Consider the following 23,436-nt stretch of genomic DNA (forward strand, 5'->3'; position numbering starts at 1 on the left):
GGCCCTTCTTCCATGCCTCCACACCGGACAACTCACCCGAACCAGGCCCCTGTTCGAACCCCACCGACCACACGGCCGGATAGAGAACAGCCAGTTAGGCAGCCACTTTGGGGCGAGCCTCTAAGATCATGGCCCCCACGTCGTGCTTTACCGGGCAGGTCCACAGACTGCCCGACGCGCCGGAAGCTTACGGGGCCATGATCACTCGCCCCAAAGCAGCTCCAGCCCAAAGCCGCTCCGCCGACCTCAACAGGCCACGTTCGCAGGAGGGTTGGAAGGGGTCTGCTACACTCGCGCCCGAACATGACGAAATAGCCGTAGGGCGTGCTGTCTCTTGGCCGGAGACACGTCTTACGGCTTTCGCGTATCTACTCATTGAGGAGGAGCCAGTTGACCAACCCGCAGGACCAGCACTCTGACCGCAACACAACTTTCGACGACCGGAATAGTACACCAAGGGCAATCACCGAACCACGCACCAGAGGTAACCAGGCCGCAGTGCTAATCACGGCTCTGGCGCAGCTGATCACGGCCCTGACAGGTGCCGCAGCAGTGTTCTTGTACCGTTCCTGACCGTCACGGAGCACCGTGCCCCAGTCGTGCCCGATGCAGCGGGAAACCACGGGGCACAGCGGCCATTCAAGGGCAGCGCACAGCACGACGGCCCCTGACCGTTTCACCTGGTCAGGGGCCGTTCACCTGCGGAGACGGTGGGATTTGAACCCACGGTGACATCGCTGCCACGACGGTTTTCAAGACCGTTCCCTTAGGCCGCTCGGGCACGTCTCCCCGCGCCGCTTGATCGGCGGCGCGGGGATAAGGGTAACGGGTGGACACGCGCGCGTGTGGGTCAGTCGGTGCTGAGCCGGGGAGGTACGCGCGCGTGGGCTCAGTTGTCGCCCTTGCGGGAGCCGAGGGTGAGGTCCACGGTGTGGGTCTTGCCGTCGCGCTCGTAGGTGATCGCGACCTTGTCGCCGGGCTGGTGGGTCCAGATCTCGCCGATGAGGGTCGGGCCGGAGTCGATCACCGTGTCGTCGAGCTTGGTGATGACGTCGCCCGGCTTGAGGCCGGCCTGGGCGGCGGGGCCGCCCGATTCGACGGCCGAGGCGCCACCCGACCCCTGGTCGGTGATCTTCGCGCCGTTGCCCGAGTCCTCCAGGGAGACGGACGCGCCGATCTTCGCGTACACCGGCTGACCGGTCTTGATCAGCTGCTGGGCAACGTACTTGGCCTGGTTGATCGGGATGGCGAAGCCGAGGCCGATCGAACCGGACTGGGTGGTGCCGCCCAGACCGCCGCTGCCGGTGGACTGGATCGCGGAGTTGATGCCGATGACGTTGCCCTGGGCGTCGAGGAGCGGGCCGCCGGAGTTGCCCGGGTTGATCGACGCGTCCGTCTGCAGGGCGCTCATGTAGGACGAGGAGCTGCCGCTGCCGTCCGAGGAGGCCACCGGGCGGTTCTTGGCGCTGATGATGCCCGTGGTCACCGTGTTGGAGAGGCCGAAGGGGGCGCCGATGGCGATCGTCGAGTCGCCGACCGCGACCTTGTCGGAGTCGCCGAGGGTGAGCGGCTTGAGGTCCGACGGGGCGTTCTTCAGCTTGATGACGGCGACGTCGTAACCCTGGGCGTGGCCGACGACCTCGGCGTCGTACTTCTTGCCGTTCGGGAAGGTGGCCGTCACCTTGCCGCCGTCCACGGCGTCCGCGACGACGTGGTTGTTGGTGACGATGTGGCCCTGGGTGTCGAAGACGAACCCGGTACCGGTGCCGCCCTCGCCGTTGCTGGACTCGGCCTCGATGGTGACCGTGGAGGGCAGGGCCGCCTCGGCCACCGCCGCGACCGAGCCCGCGGCGCGCTTCACGTCGCCGCCGCTGGTGGAGGCGGAGACGGTGGTCGAACCGGTGTTGTCGTCGTTCTTGGCGAGGGTGTAGCCGAGTCCGCCGCCCAGGCCGCCCGCGACCAGCGCGGCGACGAGCACGGCGGCGACGAGTCCGCCCCGGCCGCCGCGCCCGGGCTTGGGCGCGGGCTGCTGGTAGGAGGCGCCCCAGGCGACGCCGTCCGCTCCGCCCGCACCACCGGCACCGGCACCGGCACCGGTCACTCCTGCCGCACCGGCATCGCCGTACGCGTGCGTACCGGCGCCTGCTTCGGCGTAGAGCGGGGTGGTGGGCGGGTTCTGCCAGCCGTCGGCCGCGGCGGCAGGGGCGGCCGCGGGAGCGGCCTGAGGTGCGGCCGGCGGGGGCCAGTCGCCCTCGGTAGCGGTCGGTGCCTGCTGCGGGGCGGCGGGCGGCGGCCAGTCGCCCACAGGAGCCGCCGGGGCCGGCGGAGCCGCAGCGGCCGCGGGCGGGGTCTGCGGGAGGGGGGTGGTGGCGCCGGCGTCCGGCGCGGGCGTCTGGGGGGCGGTGGCCGAGGAAGACTCCACCGGCACGGGGGGTGCGGACGGCGCCGGGGGTACCGGGGTGCCCTCGTTCGTGCCCTCGTTCTCGGTGCTCACAGCTCTTCTCCTCGATCCACGGCTGTTGTCGTCGGTCGCACTGGGTCTCGCCCGTTCACGCTTGGCGTTGACCCGGCGCGGCGGTGGCTGTGCGTGCGCTTGTGTACTGCTCAGCTTTTCCCACGGGCCGTCAGAGCACCATAAGCGCTGGCTGTGGGTCCACGGGCAATCTTTATAAGGGACTTTTAGTGCACTAAGTGCGCATCTTCGAAACATCTCAGACTGTTCTCAGATGCTGCGGTGGCACGATGACGCGGTGACCCACGCACGGCAGCACCACATTCAAGTCGTCGCCCACCGCGGAGCCTCCGAGGAGGCCCCCGAGCACACCCTGGCCGCGTACAAGAAGGCGATCGAGGACGGTGCGGACGCCCTCGAGTGCGATGTACGGCTGACCGCGGACGGCCATCTCGTCTGCGTGCACGACCGACGAGTCAACCGTACGTCCAACGGCCGCGGTGCCGTCTCCGCGCTGGAGCTCGCCGATCTCGCGGCGCTGGACTTCGGTTCCTGGAAGACGAAGGAGGCGCGCGAGGCCTGGCACGCGCGCGTGGAGGACCCGGACTGGGAGGTCCGGCCGGAGGACCGCGAGGAGACGTCGGTACTGACCCTGGAGCGGCTGCTGGAGCTGGTCTCCGACTCCGGCCGCCGGGTCGAGCTGGCCATCGAGACCAAGCATCCGACGCGCTGGGCCGGGCAGGTCGAGGAACGGCTGCTGATCCTGCTGAAGCGGTTCGGCCTGGACGCGCCGGAGTCGGCGGCCGAGTCCCCGGTGCGGATCATGAGCTTCTCGGCGCGTTCGCTGCATCGCGTGCGTGCGGCGGCGCCGACGCTGCCGACCGTCTATCTGTCGCAGTTCGTCTCGCCCCGGCTGCGCGACGGCCGGCTGCCCGTGGGGGTGGGGATCGCGGGCCCCTCGATCCGGATCGTGCGCAACCACCCGGTCTACGTCGAGCGCCTGAAGAAGTCCGGTCATCAGGTGCACGTCTGGACGGTGAACGAGCTGGAGGACGTGGACCTCTGTGTCGAGCTGGGCATCGACGCGATCATCACCAACCGCCCGCGCGCGGTGCTGCACCGACTGGGCCGCTGAGCCGTCACACCGTCCGGCCGCGGCGGCCTCCGGTGTCCCACAGGTCACTCACACCTCACAGATACCTCACGTCCCCTTGACCCCACGCCAACCCTCCCGCATCCTCCAAATCGGCCACTCCGTCGAAAATCAGCCAGACGCTCACGGGGAGTGCTCCGGCGCGTTCGCTCCGTGTTCGATCGTTGCGAATGCGTCTGAGGACGTGGATTGGCCGGTTTCCGGTACAGGCCAATGGGGCATCCACACCGTGGCGTGGGGCGAAGGAGGTCTCGGGGGTGGCGTTGGTGGTGGCACAGGAGGTGCCCACGTCGTCGAGCATGGCCGTACCCCATGGCCCTGCGGGCGTGGGGGAGGCGCGACACCGTATGCGCGATCAGTTGCGCAGCGGTGGGGTCTCGGAAACGGTCATCGATGATGCCGTACTGATCCTTTCCGAACTTTTGAGCAATGCGTGCAAACACGGTCGGCCCCTGGGTGACGCCCTGGCGGGGGACGGCGATGTACGCGCCGCGTGGCGGGTCGATCCCGGCGGCCGGCTGGTCGTCGAGGTGACCGACGGTGGCGGCCCGACCCGGCCCTCGCCGGCCACCCCCTCCGTCACCGCGCACGGCGGCCGGGGGCTGAACATCATCACGGCCCTGTCCGACGACTGGGGTGTACGGGACGACGCCCGCGGCGAGGTCACCGTGTGGGTCCTCGTCCACGTGGACGCCTTCGACCCCGACGCCGGCTGTCGCCGCGACGACTTCGCCTCCCGGGTCGCCGCGCCCAGGGTGTCGTCGATGCCGGGACTGGGTTTCGCCGACGCGTTCGACGACATGGACTGACACCGCTCCCCAACCGACTCCGATCAACCCCCTGAAGAACCAACCCGTTGTCCACAACCGCCGCGTTGTCCACAGGTTCCCGTGGTCTCGGGTGCGAACGGCTAGGCTCCGCCCGTACCAGACGAGCCGTACCCGGGAGACACCCAGTGGCCAAGAAGCGACCCCAGACGAAGGCCGGCCGGCCGCAGCTCACGGACGGGGAGATCCCGGTCGTCGGCGCCCGGGAGCCCTGCCCCTGCGGCAGCGGCCGCCGCTACAAGGCCTGTCACGGACGGGCCGCCGCGCATGCCGTGACCGAGCTGGTGCAGCGGCCCTTCGAGGGGCTGCCGGGCGAGTGCGACTGGGTGGCGCTGCGCGAGCTGGTCCCGGCCGCGACGGTCCAGCTGACGCTGAAGGACGGTCTGCCCGAGGGCGTCCCCTCCGTCACGCTCGCCACGGTCCTGCCGATGGCGTGGCCCGCGCTGCGCCGCGACGACGGCTCGGTGCTGCTCGGCCTGCAGAACGACACGCCGTCCGGTGACATCAGCCGTGACCTGGCGGACACCCTCCAGCGGGCTCTCGAGGCACAGCCGGGCACGCCGGTGCAGGCCCGCCGTGCCCCGGCGGACGGTCCCCGGATGCAGGATCTGCTCGACGCCGAAGGCGTGTTCGAGCCAGTTGTCCACGACGGATTCGAGTTCTGGGTGTCGGACCCGGAGAACGCCGCTCAGGACGTCGCCGCCTCCCTCGAGCGGGCCAACGCGGCGGCGATCCCGACCGTGAAGCTGACCGGGGTGGACTCCGCCTACTGGTGCGAGACGCCGGACAAGAACCATCTGCGGTGGGTCATGCCGCACCCGGAGGAGCGGCTTCTGGACGCTCTCGCGCGGTTGCACGCGGCGGGCCGTTCCAGCCTCGGCGAGGGGACGCGTCTGGTGGGCTCCTTCCGGGCGCACGGCCTGACCGTGCCGGTCTGGGACCTGCCGAGCGGGGTCTCGGCGGACGACGTGGAGAAGCCCGCCGCCGAGTTCGCCGAGCGGCTCGCGGTGGCCCTGGCCTCGGAGGCGCCGCTGACCCCCGAGGAGCGCCGGGCGCGCGGCGGGCTCACCAACCGCCAGGTGACGCTCAGCTGAGGCACGGCCGCCGAACAGGCTCCGGCTGACTGGTCGGTCAGCCGGGTCCGAGCGGGCGGAAGGCGTGACTCCGCTCACAACTCCCGTACGCGCAAGGTGAGTCGGCGCCAGAAATCGCCGATGAGCGGGTGTCCGAAAGCCCGATGAAAACAAGAGATCGAATTTGCTTGGAGCCGATCTCTTGTTACCGTTCCAATAGCCCGGTTGCTGGTGCATCCCCCGTCGCCAGCAACCGGGTCTTTCCATGCCCGGCCGACCTGGGCAGAACCGGCTCGTCCGTCAACTGCCGTCAGTGCCAGTGGAGTTGCTGCCCGACCGCAGCAGCAGCGGCCCTTCGCCGGCCTCCCCCGCGAACGCCGAGAACTCGGCGACGGCGGTGTACGCGTCCAGGGTCCCCCGCGTCCGTTCACGGGGCGTCTCACAGGTCTCCGGCTCGTCCTCGGCGGCCACGGCGCAGCGCATCTGTACGGTGCGCCCCGCGGGCCCCATGAGGCTCAGGACGGCGTCCAGGGCGCGTCCGGTGGCGTTGCGGTAGTAGGTGCGCGCCCAGGTGTCCTCGCCCTGGGTCAGCACACAGGTCTGCGCCTCGACGCCCTCGGGCGAGGTCAGTCCGGGACCGCAGCGGGCGGCGGTGGCGAGGCCGAGGCCGAGCAGCAGCGGGGCGGCGGCAGCGGACGGGGAGGGCAGTGCGCCGGCGCGGGCGGCGGGCGCCTTCGGGTCCGTACGCCCTTGGGGCGAGGTCAGGAAGCCCATCGCCGAGCGCCCTTCCGGATGCCCTTGCGCACGCCCTTCGTCTCCGACCTGCCCCGCGGAAGCCATGGCCAGGGGCAGGGCGAGCGCGCAGGCCACGGCTCCGCCGAGGGCGAGGAGACGAAGGTTCATAAGGGGAAGATAGGGGGCGAACCCGGACCTCCCCGGTCGGCGCGCGCCCGACACCCCTACATCTCGGGCGCGCTCACACCCGTACGAGTGAGGGCGTCGACGACGGCGTCCACCACGGCTTCGACGTCGGGCACCCAGGGGGAGGCCGAGCCGGGCAGCGGGGCGCGTTCCCAGCGGATGTCGCCGCGGCCGGTCTCGGAGGGCGGCAGGGCGAGATAGCCGCCCTCGCTGTGGAAGCGCAGGGAGCCGGGGACGAAGTCCTTGGCGTACAGGAGTTCGCCCAGCTGCTCCATGGAGTAGGGGCGGACGAGGATCGCCCACCGGGTGGGCGAGGCGACCACCGGGCCGAGCCGCATGCCCTGCCGGTCCAGCGCCACGAGCGCGCGGGACGCGGCGAGCGCGGGAAGGCTGACCGCGCAGGGCGCCTGCCCGCCGGTCGCGAGGATGATCGGCGCGGCCGGCCGGTTGGTCCACCACCAGCGCACCATGCGGGCGTCGGTGGTGGCCGCGAGCAGGCCGGGGTCGAAGGGATGCGCGCCGGGCAGCACGCATTCGGGGTCGGGACAGCCGCACCGCGAGGTGCTGCGCTGGTCCGCTGTCACGCCGGGGAGGACGGGCCACTGCCATTCCGTCGCGAAGGTCAGGGCCGAGTCGATCACCTCAGGCCCCTTGTCGCTGGACTGGGACAGGAGCCTGCGTCGCCTTCCGAGGATCTCGCGCATGAGCGCTCGTTCCTTTCCGTTGCACCGCTGGCAACACCGTGGGCCACATCACACCATGTGTCGATCAGTTCACTGGGCGTACCTGTTGGCGCATCACACCCCTGTCCTCGACAAGGGGAACCCCTGGGGGCCGAGCTCCGGCCGCTTCCGCGGCCGCTCCGCCGACTTGCGTCCATCAAAACGCTGGGCGTGGCGTGGGGTGGCGAAGTCTGGCGTTTTGCCGCTCGCCGTATTTCTCTCGGCCTCCGCCACGGGAGGATGGGGCACGGTCGTCGGTGGCTATGACGCCCGGTTCGGTCACCAGGTTCCGGGTGGCTCCCGACGACCCCTGGTCCTTACCGAGTACGTACCCATCACGACCGTTGTGACGCTCCGTGGAGCAAGGCCAGTCGACCGCAAACAACCGTAACCCGAGTCAGTTTTAAGCCATTTTTGTTATTCGACAAGGGGGTCGGAAGAGCCATGTCCGATTCCCCCCAAAGGCCTCATGGACACCACTAATCCCAGCAGGACAATGCTGGACATCCCCTTACGAGTGCGTGTACATGTGGAGACACTGCTAGCGGCGCAGATTGACATGGGGGTTTGCGATGCTTTTGAGCAATACGCTCCGGTCCGAGAGCCGGACGCCATGAACGCCCCTCACGCTCCGAAAGTGGCTGGAATCGATTCAACGGTTCCCTCGCCAGCACACACTGTCGCGCCCGCGCCCGCCTCCCCGGACGCCGCACCGGCCGCCGCGGCCCCCTCCGACCCGGGCGCCCTGCTCACGGACCGGCTCGCCGGCTGGGTCTCGGACCTCACGACCCTGCACGAACTGACCGAGCGTCTGGCCCGCACGGACGCACTCGACGAGGCCCTGACCGAACTGCTGCGCGCCGGAGCCGCCCTCGTGGGCGCCCGGCGCGGTCTCGTCGTCCTGGAACCGGCCAACGGCCTCGGCCCCGACACCACCATCGGCCTCGGACTCGGCCGCGCCGACCTCGGCCACATCGAGACCGTGCCGCGCAGCGCCCTCTCCTACGGCCGGATCCTCGACGGCCTGCCCGGCGGCGAGGGCGAGATCGCCGAACCCGACCTGTTCGCCGAGGACGGCCTCGACCCCCGCCACCGCGAGGTGGCCGCCCGCCTCGGCTACGCCGCCAGCTACGCCCTGCCCCTGGTCGCCGAGGGCCCCGAGGGCCGCGTCGGCGCCGCCGTCTGGCTGTACGACGAGCCCGCCGAGCCGGGCGAGCGCCAGCGCCATCTGATCGGTCTGTACGTCCGCACCGCCGCCGAGCACCTCGCCCGCCTCGTCGAGGTCGAGCGCACGCGCGCGTCCATGGCCACCATGGCCGAGGAACTGCTGCCGTCCCGGCTGCCGAGGGTGCCCGGCGTCCAGCTCGCGGCCCGCCGCAGCAGCGGCCCGCGCGGCGGCGGCGACTGGTACGACGCGCTGCCGCTGCCGGACGCGGCCCTCGGCCTCGCCGTCGGGTCGGTCACCGGCTCCGGGCCGAGCGCGATCGCCGCCATGGGCCGGCTGCGCGCCTCCCTGCGGGCGTACGCCGTGATGGAGGGCGAGGACCCGGTCGCCGTCCTGTCCGACCTGGAGCTGCTGCTGCGCCTCACCGAGCCCGCCCGCTCCGCGACCGCCCTGTTCGCGTACTGCGAACCCTCCCTGCGCAAGATCACCATGGCCGGGGCCGGACACTGCCCGCCGCTGCTGATGGGCGAACGGCGCACCGAGTTCGTGGAGACCTCCGTCTCCGCGCCGCTGGGCATGCTGACCTGCTGGGAGGCGCCGAGCGTCGAGCTGGATCCGGAGCCCGGCGAGACGGTTCTGCTCTACACCGACGGGCTGCTGCACCGCACCGGCGACCCCGTCGACCGCGCCTTCGCCCGGCTGCACGCGGCCGCCTGCGGAGTGCCGAAGGCCCTGCGCGGCGACCCAGGCGCGATCGCCGACCACGTGCTGCGCACGGTGCTGCCGGACGGGGCGGCCGAGCAGGACAGCGAGGAGGACGTGGTGCTGCTGGCGGCGCGCTTCGAGTAGCGGCCGTATGAGGTCTCTCCCCTACGGGTCCCCTTACGTCCGACCGTACGATGGACGGGGCCCAGTGCCGTATCGAGGAGGATGACCGTGGCAGAGGAACTCGCGGAGACCCCGGAGACTGCCGAAGAGGAGCCCGTCAAGCAGCGCAAGAACGGCCTGTACCCGGGCGTGTCCGACGAGCTCGCCGAGAACATGAAGTCCGGCTGGGCCGACACGGAGCTGCGTGACCTGGAGCCGATCGCGCAGGCCGCCGAGACCGCCGCCCGGCGGGCCGCGCTCTCCGCACGCTTCCCGGGCGAGCGCCTGGTGATCCCCGCGGGCGGTCTGAAGACGCGGTCCAACGACACGGACTACCCGTTCCGCGCCTCCGTCGAGTACGCGTACCTCACCGGCAACCAGACGGAGGACGGCGTCCTGGTCCTGGAGCCCAAGGGCGAGGGCCACGAGGCGACGATCCACCTCCTGCCGCGCTCCGACCGCGAGAACGGCGAGTTCTGGCTCTCCGGCCAGGGCGAGCTGTGGGTCGGCCGCCGGCATTCGCTGAGCGAGGCGGAGCGGCTGTACGGCATCCCCGCCGCCGATGTGCGCGAGCTCGCCGGCGGCCTGCGCGAGGCCACCGGCCCGGTGCGGGTCGTCCGCGGGTACGACGCCGGCATCGAGGCCGCCCTGACCGACAAGGTCACCGGCGAGCGCGACGAGGAGCTGCGGGTCTTCCTCTCCGAGGCGCGGCTGGTCAAGGACGCGTTCGAGATCGGCGAGCTGCAGAAGGCCGTCGACTCGACGGTCCGCGGCTTCGAGGACGTCGTACGGGTCCTGGACAAGGCCGAGGCGACCAGCGAGCGGTACATCGAGGGAACGTTCTTCCTCCGCGCGCGCGTCGAGGGCAACGACGTCGGCTACGGCACGATCGCCGCGGCCGGGTCACACGCCTGCACGCTGCACTGGGTGCGCAACGACGGACCCGTGCGCTCGGGTGACCTGCTCCTGCTGGACGCGGGCGTCGAGACGCACACGTACTACACCGCGGACGTCACGCGCACGCTGCCGGTCAACGGCCGGTTCACCGAGATCCAGAAGAAGATCTACGACGCCGTGTACGAGGCCCAGGAGGCCGGTATCGCGGCGGTCGTGCCGGGGGCGAAGTACCGCGACTTCCACGACGCGGCGCAGCGGGTGCTCGCGGAGCGGCTCGTCGAGTGGGGGCTGGTCGAGGGGCCGGTGGAGCGGGTGCTGGAGCTGGGGCTGCAGCGCCGGTGGACGCTGCACGGCACCGGGCACATGCTCGGCATGGACGTCCACGACTGCGCCGCCGCGCGTGTGGAGTCGTACGTCGACGGGACGCTGGAGCCGGGGATGGTGCTGACCGTCGAGCCCGGGCTGTACTTCCAGGCCGACGATCTGACCGTGCCGGAGGAGTACCGGGGGATCGGGGTGCGGATCGAGGACGACATCCTGGTGACGGAGTCCGGTCAGCGGAATCTGTCGGAGGGGTTGCCGCGGCGGTCCGGTGAGGTGGAGAGCTGGATGGCGTCGCTGAAGGGCTGACGGGGAATTGATGGCCGGGTACCGGAGGGGTGCCCGGCCGTCGTCGCGGTCTGCGGGTGCGTGGGGGCTTGTCGCGCCCCGCGGCGGAGCCGCATATCGATACAGGCCCGCGCCCCTGGAAGCGCGCTGCGCGCGCCCCTAGGGGGTTGCTCTGATGTCGGGCAAGGAGTCCACGAAAAGGGCCCCTGCGAGCAGGCCTGCGCTGCCCCTTGGGCTCCAGGCCCGTTCGTGGAGATCTGCGTCAAAAGACGTCAGGGCCTCTCGGCCCTCGTCCGTGTGGGTGCCGCCCGCCTCCAGGACTCCGCGGGCGCCCGCCTGGACGTGGCGCAGGCCCAGGGGGCCGGCCGTGTACAGGAGTTCGGAGTCCTGGAGGGTGGACATCACGGTGAGCAGGGCGTCCAGCTGTGCCTCGGCCTCGCCCGCGCCGGCGGAGCGTGCCTTGGCCAGGGCGTCCAGTGCCCGCCGTACATGAGGAAACCCGGCGCGTGCCTCGCCCCGGGCGCCTGCCGCGCCGTACTTCGCCGAGACCGTCGAACCGCGTGACGGCCGCCGTGGTGCGCCCCGGTCGGGGTGCGCGGCGATCCGCTTGGCGGCCTGGGCGACCTCGGCACCCCGCGCGCGGGGGTGGAGAGCGGCCGCGGCGACCAGCAGTCCCAGCGTCCACAGAGCTCCCCGGTGTCCGCCGCCGGCCAGGCCCACCGAGTGTTCGGTGCAGCGGCCGATGGCGCCGAGCTCCGCGCGGAGCCGGGGGGTGGGTTCGCCGGTGCGGCGGGCGGCGGCGGCCATCGCCGCAAGGCCTGGTGCGAGCGCCTTGGCCGACCAGCGCAGCCCGCAGTGGTCCCTGCGGGTGACACGGGCGTCCAGGTCACGGGGGTCGGGCAGGCCCGGCTTGGGGGCGAGGGCCAGCTGACCGGTCAGCGCGGCCACGGCGGCCTGCGCGAGCACGTCGTCCTCACGGCTGGTCATGACCCCGCCTTACGAGGACGTGGTGGCGGAGTCGGTGGGCGCGTCGCTCGGCGGGGTGCCGGTCGGGGCGTCGCTCGGCGGGGTGCCGCCACCCCCGCCGCTGCCGCTGCCGGCGCCGGTGCTCTCGGCGTCCGGGTCGATGCCGAGCGTCAGGAAGCCCTTGTAGCCCTTGGAGGGGTCCTTCTTGTGGACGGCCTTCAGGGTCAGCAGGCCGCTGGAGGCGCCGCCGCCGTCGTACACCATGTCGTTGTCGAGGGTGGTGTAGCTGCCGGAGTGCTTCGAGTACGGCTCGAGGGTGAAGATCTCCTCGGCGATCGTGTCGTCGAAGAAGAACTGGCCGGTGTAGTTGACCTTGCCGCCCTCGTAGGTGCCGTCCTCCTTCTCGCCGCCGGTGTGCACCTTGACGTGGATGTGGCAGGTGCGGGGGGTGTACCAGCCGGGGAAGATCGTCTCGAACTTGACGACCCCGTTGGCGTTGGCGATCTGGTAACCGCGCAGGTAGGTGCTGTCGTCGGCGGTGGAGCCGTCCTCGCTCTCGGCGGGGGCCGAGCCGCCGGGGTTGGCGGTGGTGTAGCCGGAGTAGTAGCCCCAGGCGTCGCAGTGCCAGATCTCGACCGCGGCGCCCTTGACCGGGGTGCAGCCGTCGGTGGCGTCGACGACCGTGAGCCGCAGGGTCAGCGGTACGCCGCTCTTGCCCTCGGTGATGTCCTTGCGCACCAAGGCACCGTCGAGGTAGTAGGGCCCTTCCGTGACGCTGCTCATCAGCGTCATGCACTCACTGCTGGTCGAGGTGGCGTCCGCGGTCGCCTCGGTGTCCGTGGTGGTGTCGGCGAACGCCGACTGGTAGCCCGCGACGGCGAGTCCGCCGGCCGCGACCGTGCCACCCGTCACCACGAGAGCGCGGCGCCGGGTGATGCTGGTGTCTTTGTGGTTTCCCGTCATGACCAGGAAATTAGGAACGCAGTCCATCAGCGGGCTGGAAGAACGCTGAGAGGAACCTGTGAGTGCTGAGGAACCTTAAGCCGCATGCCGCCCAGGGGGCCTGAGGGGGCGTCATACGGCCATCAGCGGGGCGTCCTTGCGCCACTTCAGGATCTTGTCGAAGCTGACCACCGCTCCGCCGCGCCCCGGGGTGTTGCCGATGTGGACGTGGTCGGCGAGCTCCTGGATGAGGAAGAGGCCCCTGCCCTCTTCCGCGTCCGCGCTCATGCGCGCCGGCGCGGGTGCGGGGCGGTCGCCGGTGAAGCCGGGGCCGGAGTCGGCCACCTCGATCCGGCACTTCTCGCCGTCCAGATACGCGGTGACGCGGTACGCCTCCGAAGGGCCGCCGCGCGCGTACTCGCCGCCGTGCTCGACGGCGTTGGCGCAGGCCTCGCTCAGCGCGACCGAGAGGTCATAGCTCACGTCGGGATCGACTCCCGCCGTCTCCATCGTGCCGAGCAGCAGACGGCGGGCGAGCGGAACGCTCGCGGCTTCGCGCCGCAGATGGAGTGACCACCAGATGCTCATGCTCCAGCCTCCTGGCCGCGGCTCGACATACCGATACGTATTGCCGCCCGGGCGCGTATGTAAGCGCGAATTCCGCGTGATGCCGCCCATATGGGGGATGCACGGATGACAGGAATCGGTGTATGTGGGACGCAGGAGGCACCAGTCGTACCAGTCCCCCAGAAGGTGATCTTCCGGATCACAGGGAGCCGTACCTCATCTTGCAGACCTGCCGTATGGCGGTCGTAAGCCCAGTGCGATGATGAGGCCGCCATGACTGTCCCCCACGAGGTCCGCCTGCTGCGGGCCGCGGTGTTCACCGCGGTCTGTGTCGTGCTGGCCGCGGCCGGGCACACCATGGCCTCCTGCGCCACGGTTCCGCTGTGGACGCTCGGCGCGGGTTTCCTGGGCGCCCTCGCCGTCGTGGTGCCGCTCGCCGGGCGCGAGCGCTCGCTGCCGGGCGTGGTGGCGCTGCTCGCGGTCGGACAGACCGTGCTGCACACCCTGTTCGGGCTGGGGCAGCACACCGCCGCCACGACCACCGGCGCGCTGTCGGCGTCCGACGCCGCGCTCGTCGCGCGGGCGGCCCGGCTGGTGTGCGGGGCGACGGCGGCGGCGATCAGCCCGGCCCAGGCCCAGAAGATCCTCGTCGACGCGCGGCTCTACGACGCCACCGACGGCACGGACATGGCCGGCATGAGCGGGATGGGGTCCATGGCCCACCCCGCGGACGCCCTGTCCACGGCGGCAGGCTCGGGCATGTCCCTGCTGCCGTCGCTGCCCATGGTGCTCGCCCATCTCCTCGCGGCCCTCGCCGCGGGCTGGCTGCTGCGGCGCGGCGACTCGGCCGTGCGGCGGCTGATCGAGCTGTCGGCGCACGGAGTCGCCGAGGGGGCGCTGGTACGGTCCCTGCGCGGGGCGCTCGCGCTGGTGCGCGCCCTGCTCGCGGGGCTGCCGGCCGCACCGGGCACGGGCCCGCGCCTCCCGCGCACCGCCCTTCTCCCGCCCCCGCGGCCCCGCACCACCGCACTCCAGCACACGGTGATCAGACGCGGCCCGCCGACCGGGTCCGTCCTCGTCCTCGCTGCCTGACGCGACACGACCAGCACTCCGACGCTCCATGGAGGGTGGCCGCTGTCGTGCGGCACGCGTGCGTGCGCGTTTGCCGCCTTTGCGGTCCGGCTTCCCGCCGGTTCCGGCCGGCCCGTCGCGTACGCCTCCCACCATCGGACCTCACTCACAGTGGAGTGCTCCTCGCCATGCAGGCCTCTCGTATCGCCGCCGCCGCTGCCGTCGCCGGTTCCGCCGTCCTCCTGCTGTCCTCGCCCGCGTTCGCGCACGTCAGCGTGCAGCCGGACGGCACGGCCGCCAAGGGCGGCTACGCCCTGGTCAACTTCCGCGTCCCCAACGAGCGCGACGACGCCTCGACCACCAAGCTCGAGGTGAGCTTCCCGACCGACCACCCGCTGGCCTCGGTGATGCCGGAGAAGATCGCCGGCTGGAAGGCCACCGTCACCAAGACCAAGCTGGCCAAGCCGCTCGAGGTGCACGGCCAGAAGATCAACGAGGCGGTCTCCAAGGTCACCTGGACCGCCGACGGCAAGGGCATCGAGCCCGGCTACATCCAGCGGTTCCCGGTCTCCATGGGCGCCCTGCCCGAGGACACGGACGAGCTGGTCTTCAAGGCGATCCAGACCTACTCGGGCGGCGAGGTCGTGCGCTGGATCGAGGTGCAGGAGGACGGCGCGGAGGAGCCGGAGAACCCGGCGCCCGTGCTCGCCCTGTCCGCCGCCACCGAGGACCACCACGGGGGCGCGGCCACCGCCGAGGACGCCTCCGACGAGTCCGCCGAGTCCTCCGACGACGCCAAGGCCGCCTCCGCCGCCACCGAGGCCGCCGACTCCTCCGGCGGCAGCGACACCACCGCCCGGGTCCTCGGCGTGGTCGGCATCGTCGTCGGCGCCGCCGGGGTGGCGTACGGCGTGCTCGCCGGCCGCCGCCGTACGACGTCCGACGCCTGACCGACCCCGCTCCACCGCAGTACCCGTACCGTCGTACCGCCGTACGCGCCGGGGCCCGTGCAACCGCACGGACGCACGGCCCCGGTGCGTACCGGAGTTCACACATCTGGGACATTTCTCTATGCGCAAGAAGACGTTCGCCGCGGCCGCGCTGCTCGCCGCCGCCACCCTCACCCTCTCCGCCTGCGGCAGCGGCGACAGCGCCGACACCTCCGTCGCCGCGGTCTCCGAGGAGAACGGCAAGCAGCAGGCCGCGACCGTGCTCGACCAGCCCTTCACCAAGCCGGACCTGGTCCTCACCGACACCGGGGGCAAGTCGTACGACCTCCGCAAGGAGACCAAGGGCCACCCCACGCTGATCTACTTCGGCTACACCAACTGCCCGGACGTCTGCCCGCTGACGATGAGCAACATCGCCGTCGCCAAAAAGCAGCTGTCCCAGGCCGACCAGGACGAGCTGCGCGTGGTGTTCGTCACCACCGACCCGGACCGGGACACCCCGGCCGCGCTCGGCAAGTGGCTCAAGGGCATCGACCCGCAGGTCGTGGGCCTCACCGGCAAGTTCGCCACCATCCAGGCGGCCGCACGCACCGTCGGCATCTCCGTCGAGCCGCCGCACAAGGACAAGAACGGCAAGATGGTGTCCACCCACGGCACCCAGGTCATCGCCTTCTCCCCGAAGACGGACGGCGGCTATCTGCTGTACGGCGAGGACGCCACCGTCGACGACTACACCAAGGACCTGCCCAAGATCATGAAGGGGCAGAACCCGTGAGGCATCCCGCGTCGGCCACCGCGGTGGTGATCGCCGGGGCGTTCCTGCTGGCGGGCTGCGGCTCCGACGGCAAGGCCGAACTGTCCGTCGAGTCCCCCTACATACCGCAGCCCGTCTCCGACACCATGGCCGCCGGTTTCCTCACCGTCGTCAACAAGGGCGGCGCCAAGGACGAACTGACCTCCGTCACCAGTGCCGTCGCCGGCAGCGTCACCCTCCACGAGACCGTCGGGTCCTCGATGGAGGAGGTCACCTCGCTGGCGGTGCCCGCGCACGGTCAACTCGTGTTCAAGAGCGGGGGAAACCATCTGATGTTCGAGAAGCTGAAGCGCAAGCCGGTGCAGGGCGAGACGGTCGACGTCGAACTGCACTTCGCCGAGTCCGGTCCGCTGAAGGTCGAGATCCCGGTGGAGTCGGCCGTGTACAGCCCCAAGACCGGCCACTGAGGGAAGGACCACCGTGAGGCAGACCATCGCCCCCCGCGTGCGGATGATCGTGCTGCTGTTCCTGGCGGTCACCGGCGCGCTTCTCGCCGGCGCCGGACCGGCCGCCGCGCATGCCGCGCTGACGGGCAGCGACCCCGCACAGGGGGTGGTGGTCGACAAGGCACCCACCCAGGTGACGCTGACCTTCTCCGAGACCGTCTCCCTGAACGACGACTCGCTGCACGTCCTCGACCCCAAGGGCGCCGAGGTCGACAAGGGCAAGCCGTCCAACGTCAGCGGCACCTCGTACGCCGTGCAGCTCCACTCGGGGCTGCCCGACGGCACGTACACCGTGACCTACCAGGTGGTGTCCGCCGACAGCCATCCCGTCGCCGGCGCCTACACCTTCTCCATCGGCTCCCCCTCCAAGACCAGCGTCTCGGTCTCGGACCAGGCGGCCGGCGGCGGGGTCGTCGGCGGGCTCTACGGCTTCGGGCGGTACGTGTCGTACGCCGGGTTCATCGTGATGGTCGGCGGCGCCGCCTTCGTGCTGTCCTGCTGGCAGCGCGGCACCGGGGTACGGGCGGTGCAGCGGCTGGTGGTCTCCGGCTGGCTCGCGATGACCGCGGCCACGCTGTTCCTGCTGCTCCTGCGCGGCTCCTACACCAGCTCCGGGAAGGTCGGCGACATCTTCGACCTGGAGCTGCTCGGTCAGGTCCTGCAGACCAAGACGGGCGCGGCCCTCGTCTCCCGGCTGCTGCTGCTCGCCGCGGCGGCGCTGTTCATCGCCGTCCTGTTCGGCGCGTACGCCCACCCGTCTCCCACCACCACCCTGAACGACGGCGCTTCGCGCCGAGAGCCTGATTCAAGCGAGGACGAGGAGAAGCGGGACCTCACCTTCGGGCTCGCGGTCGGCGGGACCGTGGTGGCCGCAGGGCTCGCCGCGAGCTGGGCCATGGCCGAGCACGCCTCGACCGGGCTGCAGCCGGGCATCGCGATGCCGGTCGACATCCTGCACCTGCTGGCGGTCGCCGCCTGGCTGGGCGGGCTCGCCGCGCTGCTCGTCGCCCTCTACCGGGCGCCCGCGGACCGGCCCGTCGAGGCCGGGGCCGTCCACCGCTTCTCCCAGGTCGCCTTCGGTAGCGTCATCGCCCTGGTCGCGACCGGCGTCTACCAGTCCTGGCGCCAGCTCGGCTCCTGGTCGGCCTTCACCGAGACCCGCTACGGCCAGCTGCTCCTGGTGAAGATCTGCCTGGTCACCGTGCTCGTCGGCATCGCCTGGATCTCCCGGCGGTGGACGGCCCGGCTGGGGGACACGGCCGTCGCCACCGTGGCTGCCGCAGAAGCCGCAGAAGCCGAGAAGGCCGACGCGAAGCAGCCTGCCAAGGAGCATGTGACCAGTCCGGCGGGAGCCGGTGGCTCCAAGGGGGCGGAGGACTCGGAACGTGCCGCGCAGCTCGCCCGGCAGCAGGCCGCCGTGGACACCGCGCGGGAGAAGCGGCTGCGGGACGGCGACCCCCACCGCTTCGGGCTGCGCCGCTCGGTGCTCGCCGAGGCCGGTGTCGCCGTCGTGCTGCTCGCCGTCACCACCGCGCTGACCTCGACCGAGCCCGGCCGTACGGAGCTGGAGGCCGCCAAGGCCACCGCGTCGTCCAGCGCCTCCTCGTCGTCCTCCTCGTCGGACTCCACCTCGGGCGCCCTGACGCTGGACATGTCCTTCGACACCGGCGGCACCGACGGCAAGGGCGTCGTCAGCGTGGACATCGACCCCGCCCGGGCCGGCGCCAATGAGATGCACGTCTATGTGACCCGGCCCAACGGCCGCGGTTTCGACGTCCCCGAGGTCAAGGTCGCCTTCACCCTCGAAGCCAAGAACATCGGGCCGCTGTCCGTCGCCCCCGACCACATCACCACCGGCCACTGGGCGGCGAACGGGGTGCAGATCCCCATGGCCGGCGAATGGAAGATCTCCGTGACCGTGCGGACCTCCGACATCGACCAGGTGACCGTCTCCAAGAACGCGCAGATCGGCTGAACCGCACCATGCCTGACCAGTCCACCACCGAAGTCCATGAGCCGGAGACCCCCTCCTCCGAGGAGGGGGCGCCACGGCTGACCCGACGCCGGCTGCTCGGCACCGCCGGTGCCACCGGGCTGGTGCTCGGTGCGGCAGGCGCCGCCGCGGGCTATGCGGCGGCGCCGGCGCAAGCGGCCCCGCTGTCCTCGATCGGCGCGGGGCAGGCGCCGTTTCACGTGAAACACCAGCCCGGCATCACCCAGAGCCTCCAGGCACGCGGGCATCTGGTGGCCTTCGACCTGGCGGCCGGTGCGGGCCGCAAGGAGGCCGCCGCGCTGCTGCGCCGCTGGTCGCAGACGGCACGTCTGCTGATGGCGGGCGAGGCGGCCCCGAACGACGACACGGACATCGCCCGGGACGCGGGGCCGTCCTCGCTGACGATCACCTTCGGCTTCGGCAACAGCTTCTTCGCGCGCACCGGTCTGGACAAGCAGCGCCCGGTCGCCCTGGACCCGCTGCCTGACTTCTCCTCCGACCACCTCGACAGGACCCGCAGCAACGGCGATCTGTGGGTGCAGATCGGTGCGGACGACGCCCTGGTCGCCTTCCACGCCCTGCGCGCGATCCAGAAGGACGCGGGCAGCGCGGCGAAGGTCCGCTGGCAGATGAACGGCTTCAACCGCACCCCGGGCGCCACCGCCCACCCCATGACGGCCCGCAATCTGATGGGCCAGATGGACGGCACCCGCAATCCCAAGCCGACCGAGTCCGACTTCGACGAGCGCATCTTCGTCCCGGCGAAGAGCACCAAGGACCCCGCCTGGATGGCGAACGGCTCCTATGCCGTCGTACGCCGTATCCGCATGCTCCTCGACGACTGGGAGAACCTGTCGCTCAAGGCGCAGGAGCAGGTCATCGGGCGGCGCAAGTCCGACGGGGCGCCGCTGACCGGGGGCGGCGAGACGACCGCGATGGACCTGGAGAAGACCGACGCGAACGGCGATCTGGTCGTCCCGCTCAACGCGCACGCCCGGATCACCCGGCCCGACCAGAACGGCGGCGCGGCCATGCTGCGGCGGCCCTTCTCCTTCCACGACGGCATCGACGCGGACGGCACCCCCGACGCGGGCCTGCTGTTCGTGTGCTGGCAGGCGGACCCGCTGCGCGGGTTCGTCACCGTGCAGCGCAAGCTGGACCGCGGGGACGCCCTGTCGAAGTACATCCGCCATGAGTCCAGCGGCCTCTTCGCGGTGCCCGGCGGGGCGGCGGAGGGGGGATATGTGGGGCAGGCGTTGCTGGAAGGGTGAGGTGGGGCTCGTGTGGCGGGCCGGTTCTCCGGTCTGGTCCAACGGGTGCGCCCGGGGTTACGCGGATTCATTCGTGGGAGGGGTGCTCGTGAGACGGCGGCCCGTGGTTCCGCAAGGGCCATTAGGGTGAGGTCATGCCAGCGAGCTATGCGTATCTCGGCCCTGAGGGCACCTTCACGGAGGTCGCCCTGCGCACGCTTCCGGAGACCGCCACCCGGCAGCTGATCCCGTACGTGTCGGTGCAGTCCGCGCTCGACGCGGTGCGCGGCGGCGAGGCCGAGGCCGCGTTCGTGCCGATCGAGAACTCCGTCGAGGGCGGGATCACCACCACGCTGGACGAGCTGGTCGCGGGCGAACCGCTGATGATCTACCGCGAGGTGCTGCTGTCGATCACCTTCGCGCTGCTGGTGCGGCCCGGCACCACGCTGTCGGACATCAAGACGGTCTCCGCGCATCCGGCGGCCCAGCCGCAGGTGCGCAACTGGCTCAAGGCGAACCTGCCCGACGCCGTCTGGGAGTCGGCCGCCTCGAACGCGGACGCCGCCCGGCTGGTCCAGGAGGGCCGCTACGACGCCGCCTTCGCGGGCGAGTTCGCGGCCGCCCGGTACGGTCTCACCGCCCTGGAGACCGGGATCCATGACGCCGAGAACGCCCAGACCCGGTTCGTGCTCGTCGGCCGGCCCGCCCGGCCCGCGGCGCCGACGGGCGCGGACAAGACGTCGATCGTGCTGTGGCAGCGCGACGACCACCCCGGCGGGCTGCGCGATCTACTCGGCGAGTTCGCCACCCGCGGTGTCAACCTCATGGTGCTGCAGTCCCGGCCGACGGGCGCCGGCATCGGCAACTACTGCTTCTGCATCGACGCCGAGGGCCACATCACCGACCGCCGCGTGGCGGACGCGCTGATGGGGCTGAAGCGGATCTGCCGCGATGTGCGCTTCCTCGGCTCGTACCCGCGGGCGGACGCGACCGTGGCGGACGTACCGGCTCCGCTGACCGGGACCTCCGACCGGGAGTTCGTGGCGTCGGCGGACTGGGTGGCGCGCTGCCAGGACGGCCGCTTCTAGAACCGGGGCGGGGCGGCTTCTCTCTCCACGTCTTCGTTATCCACAGAAGTTATCCACAGGTGGGCTTCTCGACCTGGGGACAAGTCGACAACGAAGCACCACCCAGTCGACAAATCGCCCCGGAGGGCCCAAGCGGGCCCACAGCCGCGCACATCACCCTTCGTCCACCCGTTTCCTTCGATCAATCCTTTGGGGCGACCCATTTCCACTCGAAAGTGGGCGCGGAGGGCGTCGGGAACGGGAATTCCTCGTGTCGTCGAGGCATCTCGGAATGATCCATTTCGATGTCCACAGATCTTTCGCACACCCTGTGGATAACTCACTCGGGGTGTGGATCCCTGTGGACAACTCGGCGTCCAAGTGCCCCCTCGCGCAAGGAAATCGAGTCAAGGCGACGCCCGTCACCTGCCCCGTCCCAGGGAATGAGACACTTTTCCTTGACACGCTCGGCAATTCCCCCACAACGGAACGTAAGCCGCGTTTCGGAACGTTCGGTGCGGTCCGGAATAGTGAGTCGTGAGCCGCAACCGGGCACCGGTAGCCTTGACCGCGTGATTGACCTTCGCCTGCTCCGTGAGGACCCCGACCGTGTGCGCGCGTCCCAGCGCGCCCGTGGAGAGGACGTCGCGCTCGTCGACGCTCTCCTGTCTGCCGACGAGCGGCGCAGGTCGTCCGGCGTCCGCTTCGACGAACTGCGCAACGAGCAGAAGTCGCTCGGCAAGCTGATCCCCAAGGCCTCCGCCGAGGAGAAGGCCGAGCTGCTGAAGCAGGCGGGCCAGCTCGCCGCCGACGTCAAGACCGCCGACGCCGAGCGCGACGCGGCCGACGCCGAGACCCAGGAGCTGCTGCTCAAGCTCGGCAACCTCGTCCACCCCGACGTGCCCGTCGGCGGCGAGGAGGACTTCGTCACCCTCGAGACGCACGGCACGATCCGTGACTTCGGCGCCGAGGGCTTCGAGCCCAAGGACCACCTGGAGCTCGGCCAGATCCTCGGCGCGATCGACGTCGAGCGCGGCGCGAAGGTCTCCGGCTCCCGCTTCTACTTCCTCACCGGCGTCGGCGCACTGCTGGAGCTGGCCCTGGTAAACGCGGCGATCGCGCAGGCCACGGCGGCCGGCTTCACGCCGATGCTGACCCCGGCGCTGGTGCGCCCCCAGTCGATGGCGGGCACCGGCTTCCTCGGCCAGGCGGCCCAGGACGTCTACCACCTCGACAAGGACGACCTCTATCTGGTCGGCACCTCCGAGGTCCCGCTCGCCGCGTACCACATGGACGAGATCATCGACGCCGAGCGCCTCCCGCTGCGCTACGCCGGTTTCTCGCCCTGCTTCCGCCGCGAGGCCGGTTCGCACGGCAAGGACACCAAGGGCATCTTCCGCGTCCACCAGTTCGACAAGGTCGAGATGTTCTCCTACGTCCACCCGGACGACTCGGAGGCCGAGCACCAGCGTCTGCTGGAGTGGGAGAAGCAGTGGCTGACCTCGCTGGAGCTGCCGTTCCGGGTGATCGACGTCGCCACTGGTGACCTCGGCTCCTCTGCGGCCCGCAAGTTCGACTGCGAGGCGTGGATCCCGACCCAGGGCAAGTACCGCGAGCTGACCTCGACCTCGGACTGCACCGAGTTCCAGTCCCGCCGGCTGTCGATCCGCCTCCGCGAGGGCAAGCAGGTCCGCCCGCTGGCCACGCTCAACGGCACCCTGTGCGCCGTCCCGCGCACGATCGTCGCCATCCTGGAGAACCACCAGCAGGCCGACGGTTCGGTGCGGGTGCCCGAGGTGCTGCGCCCCTACCTCGGCGGCCGAGAGGTCCTGGAGCCGACCGCCAAGTGAGCACCGCGTCTGCCTCCGGGGGGTTCCCCTACCGGTTGATCGCGACCGACCTCGACGGAACGCTCCTGCGCTCCGACGAGTCGGTCTCACGGCGCACCCGTGACGCGCTCGCCGCCGCCACCGCGGCAGGCGCGGCGCACATCGTCGTCACCGGCCGCGGGGTCCCCTGGACCCGGCACATCCTCGACGACCTCGGCTACGAGGGCCTCGCGGTCTGCGGCCAGGGCGCGCAGGTGTACGACGCCGGCGCGCACCGTCTGCTGACCTCGGTGACCCTGGACCGCCGGCTCGCCGGGGTGGCCCTCGCGAAGATCGAGGCGGAGGTCGGCCCGCTCCATCTGGCGGCGAGCCGGGACGGGCTGGACGGCGATGTGCTGGTCGGGCCCGGTTACTCCGTCACCGGCAGGCTGCCGTCGACGCCGTTCACGGACGCGTCCGACCTGTGGGCGGCCCCGCTGAGCAAGATCTACATACAGCATCCGACCCTCACGGACGACGAGCTGGCGGATGCCGCCCGCCGGGCCGCGGGGGGCTTCGTGACCGTCGCGCTGGCCGGTGCGGGCATCGTGGAGCTGTTGCCTCTGGGGCTGTCCAAGGCCACGGGGCTCTCCCTGGCGGCCCGCCGGCTGGGTGTGAAGGCCGCCGAGACCATCGCCTTCGGCGACATGCCCAACGACGTGCCCATGTTCGCGTGGGCCTCGTGGGGGGTGGCCATGGCCAACGCCCACGAGGAGCTCAAGGCTGTGGCCGACGAGATGACGTCCTCGAACGAGGAGGACGGGGTCGCGGTGGTCGTGGAGCGTCTGCTGGGCTGAGGTCGGGGGCGGGCGAGGC

At 71.1% G+C, this 23,436-nt stretch carries 20 protein-coding genes and 1 tRNA gene; 14 read left to right on the top strand and 7 right to left on the bottom strand.

Annotated features, from left to right (window positions below):
- Window positions 1–702: 702 nt before the first annotated feature.
- Window positions 703–789: transfer RNA gene (locus ABZ464_RS13965), tRNA-Ser, on the bottom strand.
- 100 nt (window positions 790–889) lie between these two features.
- Window positions 890–2,494, bottom strand: a complete 1,605-nt coding sequence (locus ABZ464_RS13970) for a trypsin-like peptidase domain-containing protein (protein WP_359275629.1) — start codon at window positions 2,492–2,494, stop codon at window positions 890–892.
- 256 nt (window positions 2,495–2,750) lie between these two features.
- Here ABZ464_RS13970 and ABZ464_RS13975 point away from each other — a divergent pair, with 256 nt between their 5' ends.
- The 3 genes from ABZ464_RS13975 to ABZ464_RS13985 all read left to right on the top strand — a co-directional run bounded on the left by ABZ464_RS13975 (window position 2,751) and on the right by ABZ464_RS13985 (window position 5,526).
- Window positions 2,751–3,587, top strand: a complete 837-nt coding sequence (locus ABZ464_RS13975) for a glycerophosphodiester phosphodiesterase (protein WP_359275631.1) — start codon at window positions 2,751–2,753, stop codon at window positions 3,585–3,587.
- Between the two features lie 188 nt (window positions 3,588–3,775).
- Window positions 3,776–4,414 (top strand): ATP-binding protein, encoded by a 639-nt coding sequence (locus tag ABZ464_RS13980; protein ID WP_359275634.1) that lies wholly within the window; start codon window positions 3,776–3,778, stop codon window positions 4,412–4,414.
- Window positions 4,415–4,560: 146 nt separating this feature from the next.
- Window positions 4,561–5,526 carry a DUF5926 family protein gene (locus ABZ464_RS13985; RefSeq protein ID WP_359275637.1) on the top strand — a complete coding sequence of 322 codons (966 nt, stop codon included), beginning with the start codon at window positions 4,561–4,563 and terminating at the stop codon, window positions 5,524–5,526.
- 279 nt (window positions 5,527–5,805) lie between these two features.
- Here the strand turns inward: ABZ464_RS13985 and ABZ464_RS13990 are convergent, their stop codons facing one another.
- Both ABZ464_RS13990 and ABZ464_RS13995 read right to left on the bottom strand, forming a co-directional pair.
- Entirely contained in the window at window positions 5,806–6,408 is a 603-nt protein-coding gene (locus ABZ464_RS13990; RefSeq protein ID WP_359275640.1) for a hypothetical protein, read from the bottom strand.
- 56 nt (window positions 6,409–6,464) lie between these two features.
- A complete protein-coding gene (locus ABZ464_RS13995; protein ID WP_359275643.1) occupies window positions 6,465–7,130 on the bottom strand; it encodes a bifunctional DNA primase/polymerase in 666 nt (221 codons plus the stop codon).
- Between the two features lie 514 nt (window positions 7,131–7,644).
- On the opposite strand from ABZ464_RS13995, the gene ABZ464_RS14000 reads away from it, so the two are divergent.
- Window positions 7,645–9,162, top strand: coding sequence for a PP2C family protein-serine/threonine phosphatase (locus ABZ464_RS14000; protein ID WP_359275646.1), 1,518 nt, complete (start codon window positions 7,645–7,647; stop codon window positions 9,160–9,162).
- A gap of 81 nt (window positions 9,163–9,243) precedes the next feature.
- Window positions 9,244–10,707 (top strand): aminopeptidase P family protein, encoded by a 1,464-nt coding sequence (locus tag ABZ464_RS14005; protein WP_359275648.1) that lies wholly within the window; start codon window positions 9,244–9,246, stop codon window positions 10,705–10,707.
- A gap of 138 nt (window positions 10,708–10,845) precedes the next feature.
- Here the strand turns inward: ABZ464_RS14005 and ABZ464_RS14010 are convergent, their stop codons facing one another.
- The 3 genes from ABZ464_RS14010 to ABZ464_RS14020 all read right to left on the bottom strand — a co-directional run bounded on the left by ABZ464_RS14010 (window position 10,846) and on the right by ABZ464_RS14020 (window position 13,182).
- Entirely contained in the window at window positions 10,846–11,673 is an 828-nt protein-coding gene (locus tag ABZ464_RS14010; RefSeq protein WP_359275651.1) for a triphosphoribosyl-dephospho-CoA synthase, read from the bottom strand.
- Between the two features lie 9 nt (window positions 11,674–11,682).
- Window positions 11,683–12,615 (bottom strand): intradiol ring-cleavage dioxygenase, encoded by a 933-nt coding sequence (locus tag ABZ464_RS14015; protein ID WP_359275654.1) that lies wholly within the window; start codon window positions 12,613–12,615, stop codon window positions 11,683–11,685.
- Window positions 12,616–12,726: 111 nt separating this feature from the next.
- Window positions 12,727–13,182 carry an ATP-binding protein gene (locus ABZ464_RS14020; protein ID WP_359275657.1) on the bottom strand — a complete coding sequence of 152 codons (456 nt, stop codon included), beginning with the start codon at window positions 13,180–13,182 and terminating at the stop codon, window positions 12,727–12,729.
- A gap of 252 nt (window positions 13,183–13,434) precedes the next feature.
- Here ABZ464_RS14020 and ABZ464_RS14025 point away from each other — a divergent pair, with 252 nt between their 5' ends.
- The 9 genes from ABZ464_RS14025 to ABZ464_RS14065 all read left to right on the top strand — a co-directional run bounded on the left by ABZ464_RS14025 (window position 13,435) and on the right by ABZ464_RS14065 (window position 23,417).
- Window positions 13,435–14,253 carry a hypothetical protein gene (locus tag ABZ464_RS14025; protein ID WP_359275660.1) on the top strand — a complete coding sequence of 273 codons (819 nt, stop codon included), beginning with the start codon at window positions 13,435–13,437 and terminating at the stop codon, window positions 14,251–14,253.
- Between the two features lie 167 nt (window positions 14,254–14,420).
- The gene (locus ABZ464_RS14030) at window positions 14,421–15,182 is read left to right on the top strand and encodes a YcnI family protein (protein ID WP_359275662.1); all 762 of its coding nucleotides are present in this window, start codon (window positions 14,421–14,423) and stop codon (window positions 15,180–15,182) included.
- 121 nt (window positions 15,183–15,303) lie between these two features.
- Complete coding sequence (locus ABZ464_RS14035) at window positions 15,304–15,957, top strand: SCO family protein (RefSeq protein WP_359275665.1); 654 nt, start codon at window positions 15,304–15,306, stop codon at window positions 15,955–15,957.
- A complete protein-coding gene (locus ABZ464_RS14040; RefSeq protein WP_359275667.1) occupies window positions 15,954–16,403 on the top strand; it encodes a copper chaperone PCu(A)C in 450 nt (149 codons plus the stop codon). The genes ABZ464_RS14035 and ABZ464_RS14040 overlap by 4 nt, the downstream gene beginning before the upstream one ends.
- A 13-nt stretch (window positions 16,404–16,416) precedes the next feature.
- Window positions 16,417–18,417, top strand: coding sequence for a copper resistance protein CopC (locus tag ABZ464_RS14045; RefSeq protein ID WP_359275670.1), 2,001 nt, complete (start codon window positions 16,417–16,419; stop codon window positions 18,415–18,417).
- 8 nt (window positions 18,418–18,425) lie between these two features.
- Entirely contained in the window at window positions 18,426–19,706 is a 1,281-nt protein-coding gene (gene efeB / locus ABZ464_RS14050) for an iron uptake transporter deferrochelatase/peroxidase subunit (RefSeq protein ID WP_359275673.1), read from the top strand.
- A 134-nt stretch (window positions 19,707–19,840) separates the two neighbouring features.
- Window positions 19,841–20,773 carry a prephenate dehydratase gene (pheA, locus tag ABZ464_RS14055; protein ID WP_359275676.1) on the top strand — a complete coding sequence of 311 codons (933 nt, stop codon included), beginning with the start codon at window positions 19,841–19,843 and terminating at the stop codon, window positions 20,771–20,773.
- Between the two features lie 551 nt (window positions 20,774–21,324).
- Window positions 21,325–22,602, top strand: a complete 1,278-nt coding sequence (gene serS, locus ABZ464_RS14060) for a serine--tRNA ligase (RefSeq protein ID WP_359275679.1) — start codon at window positions 21,325–21,327, stop codon at window positions 22,600–22,602.
- Entirely contained in the window at window positions 22,599–23,417 is an 819-nt protein-coding gene (locus ABZ464_RS14065; protein ID WP_359275682.1) for an HAD family hydrolase, read from the top strand. Before serS ends, ABZ464_RS14065 begins: the two co-directional genes overlap by 4 nt.
- Window positions 23,418–23,436 lie beyond the last annotated feature (19 nt).

Origin of the sequence: Streptomyces sp. NPDC005820, from assembly GCF_040630255.1 — a bacterium.
Taxonomy (GTDB): Bacteria; Actinomycetota; Actinomycetes; order Streptomycetales; family Streptomycetaceae; genus Streptomyces.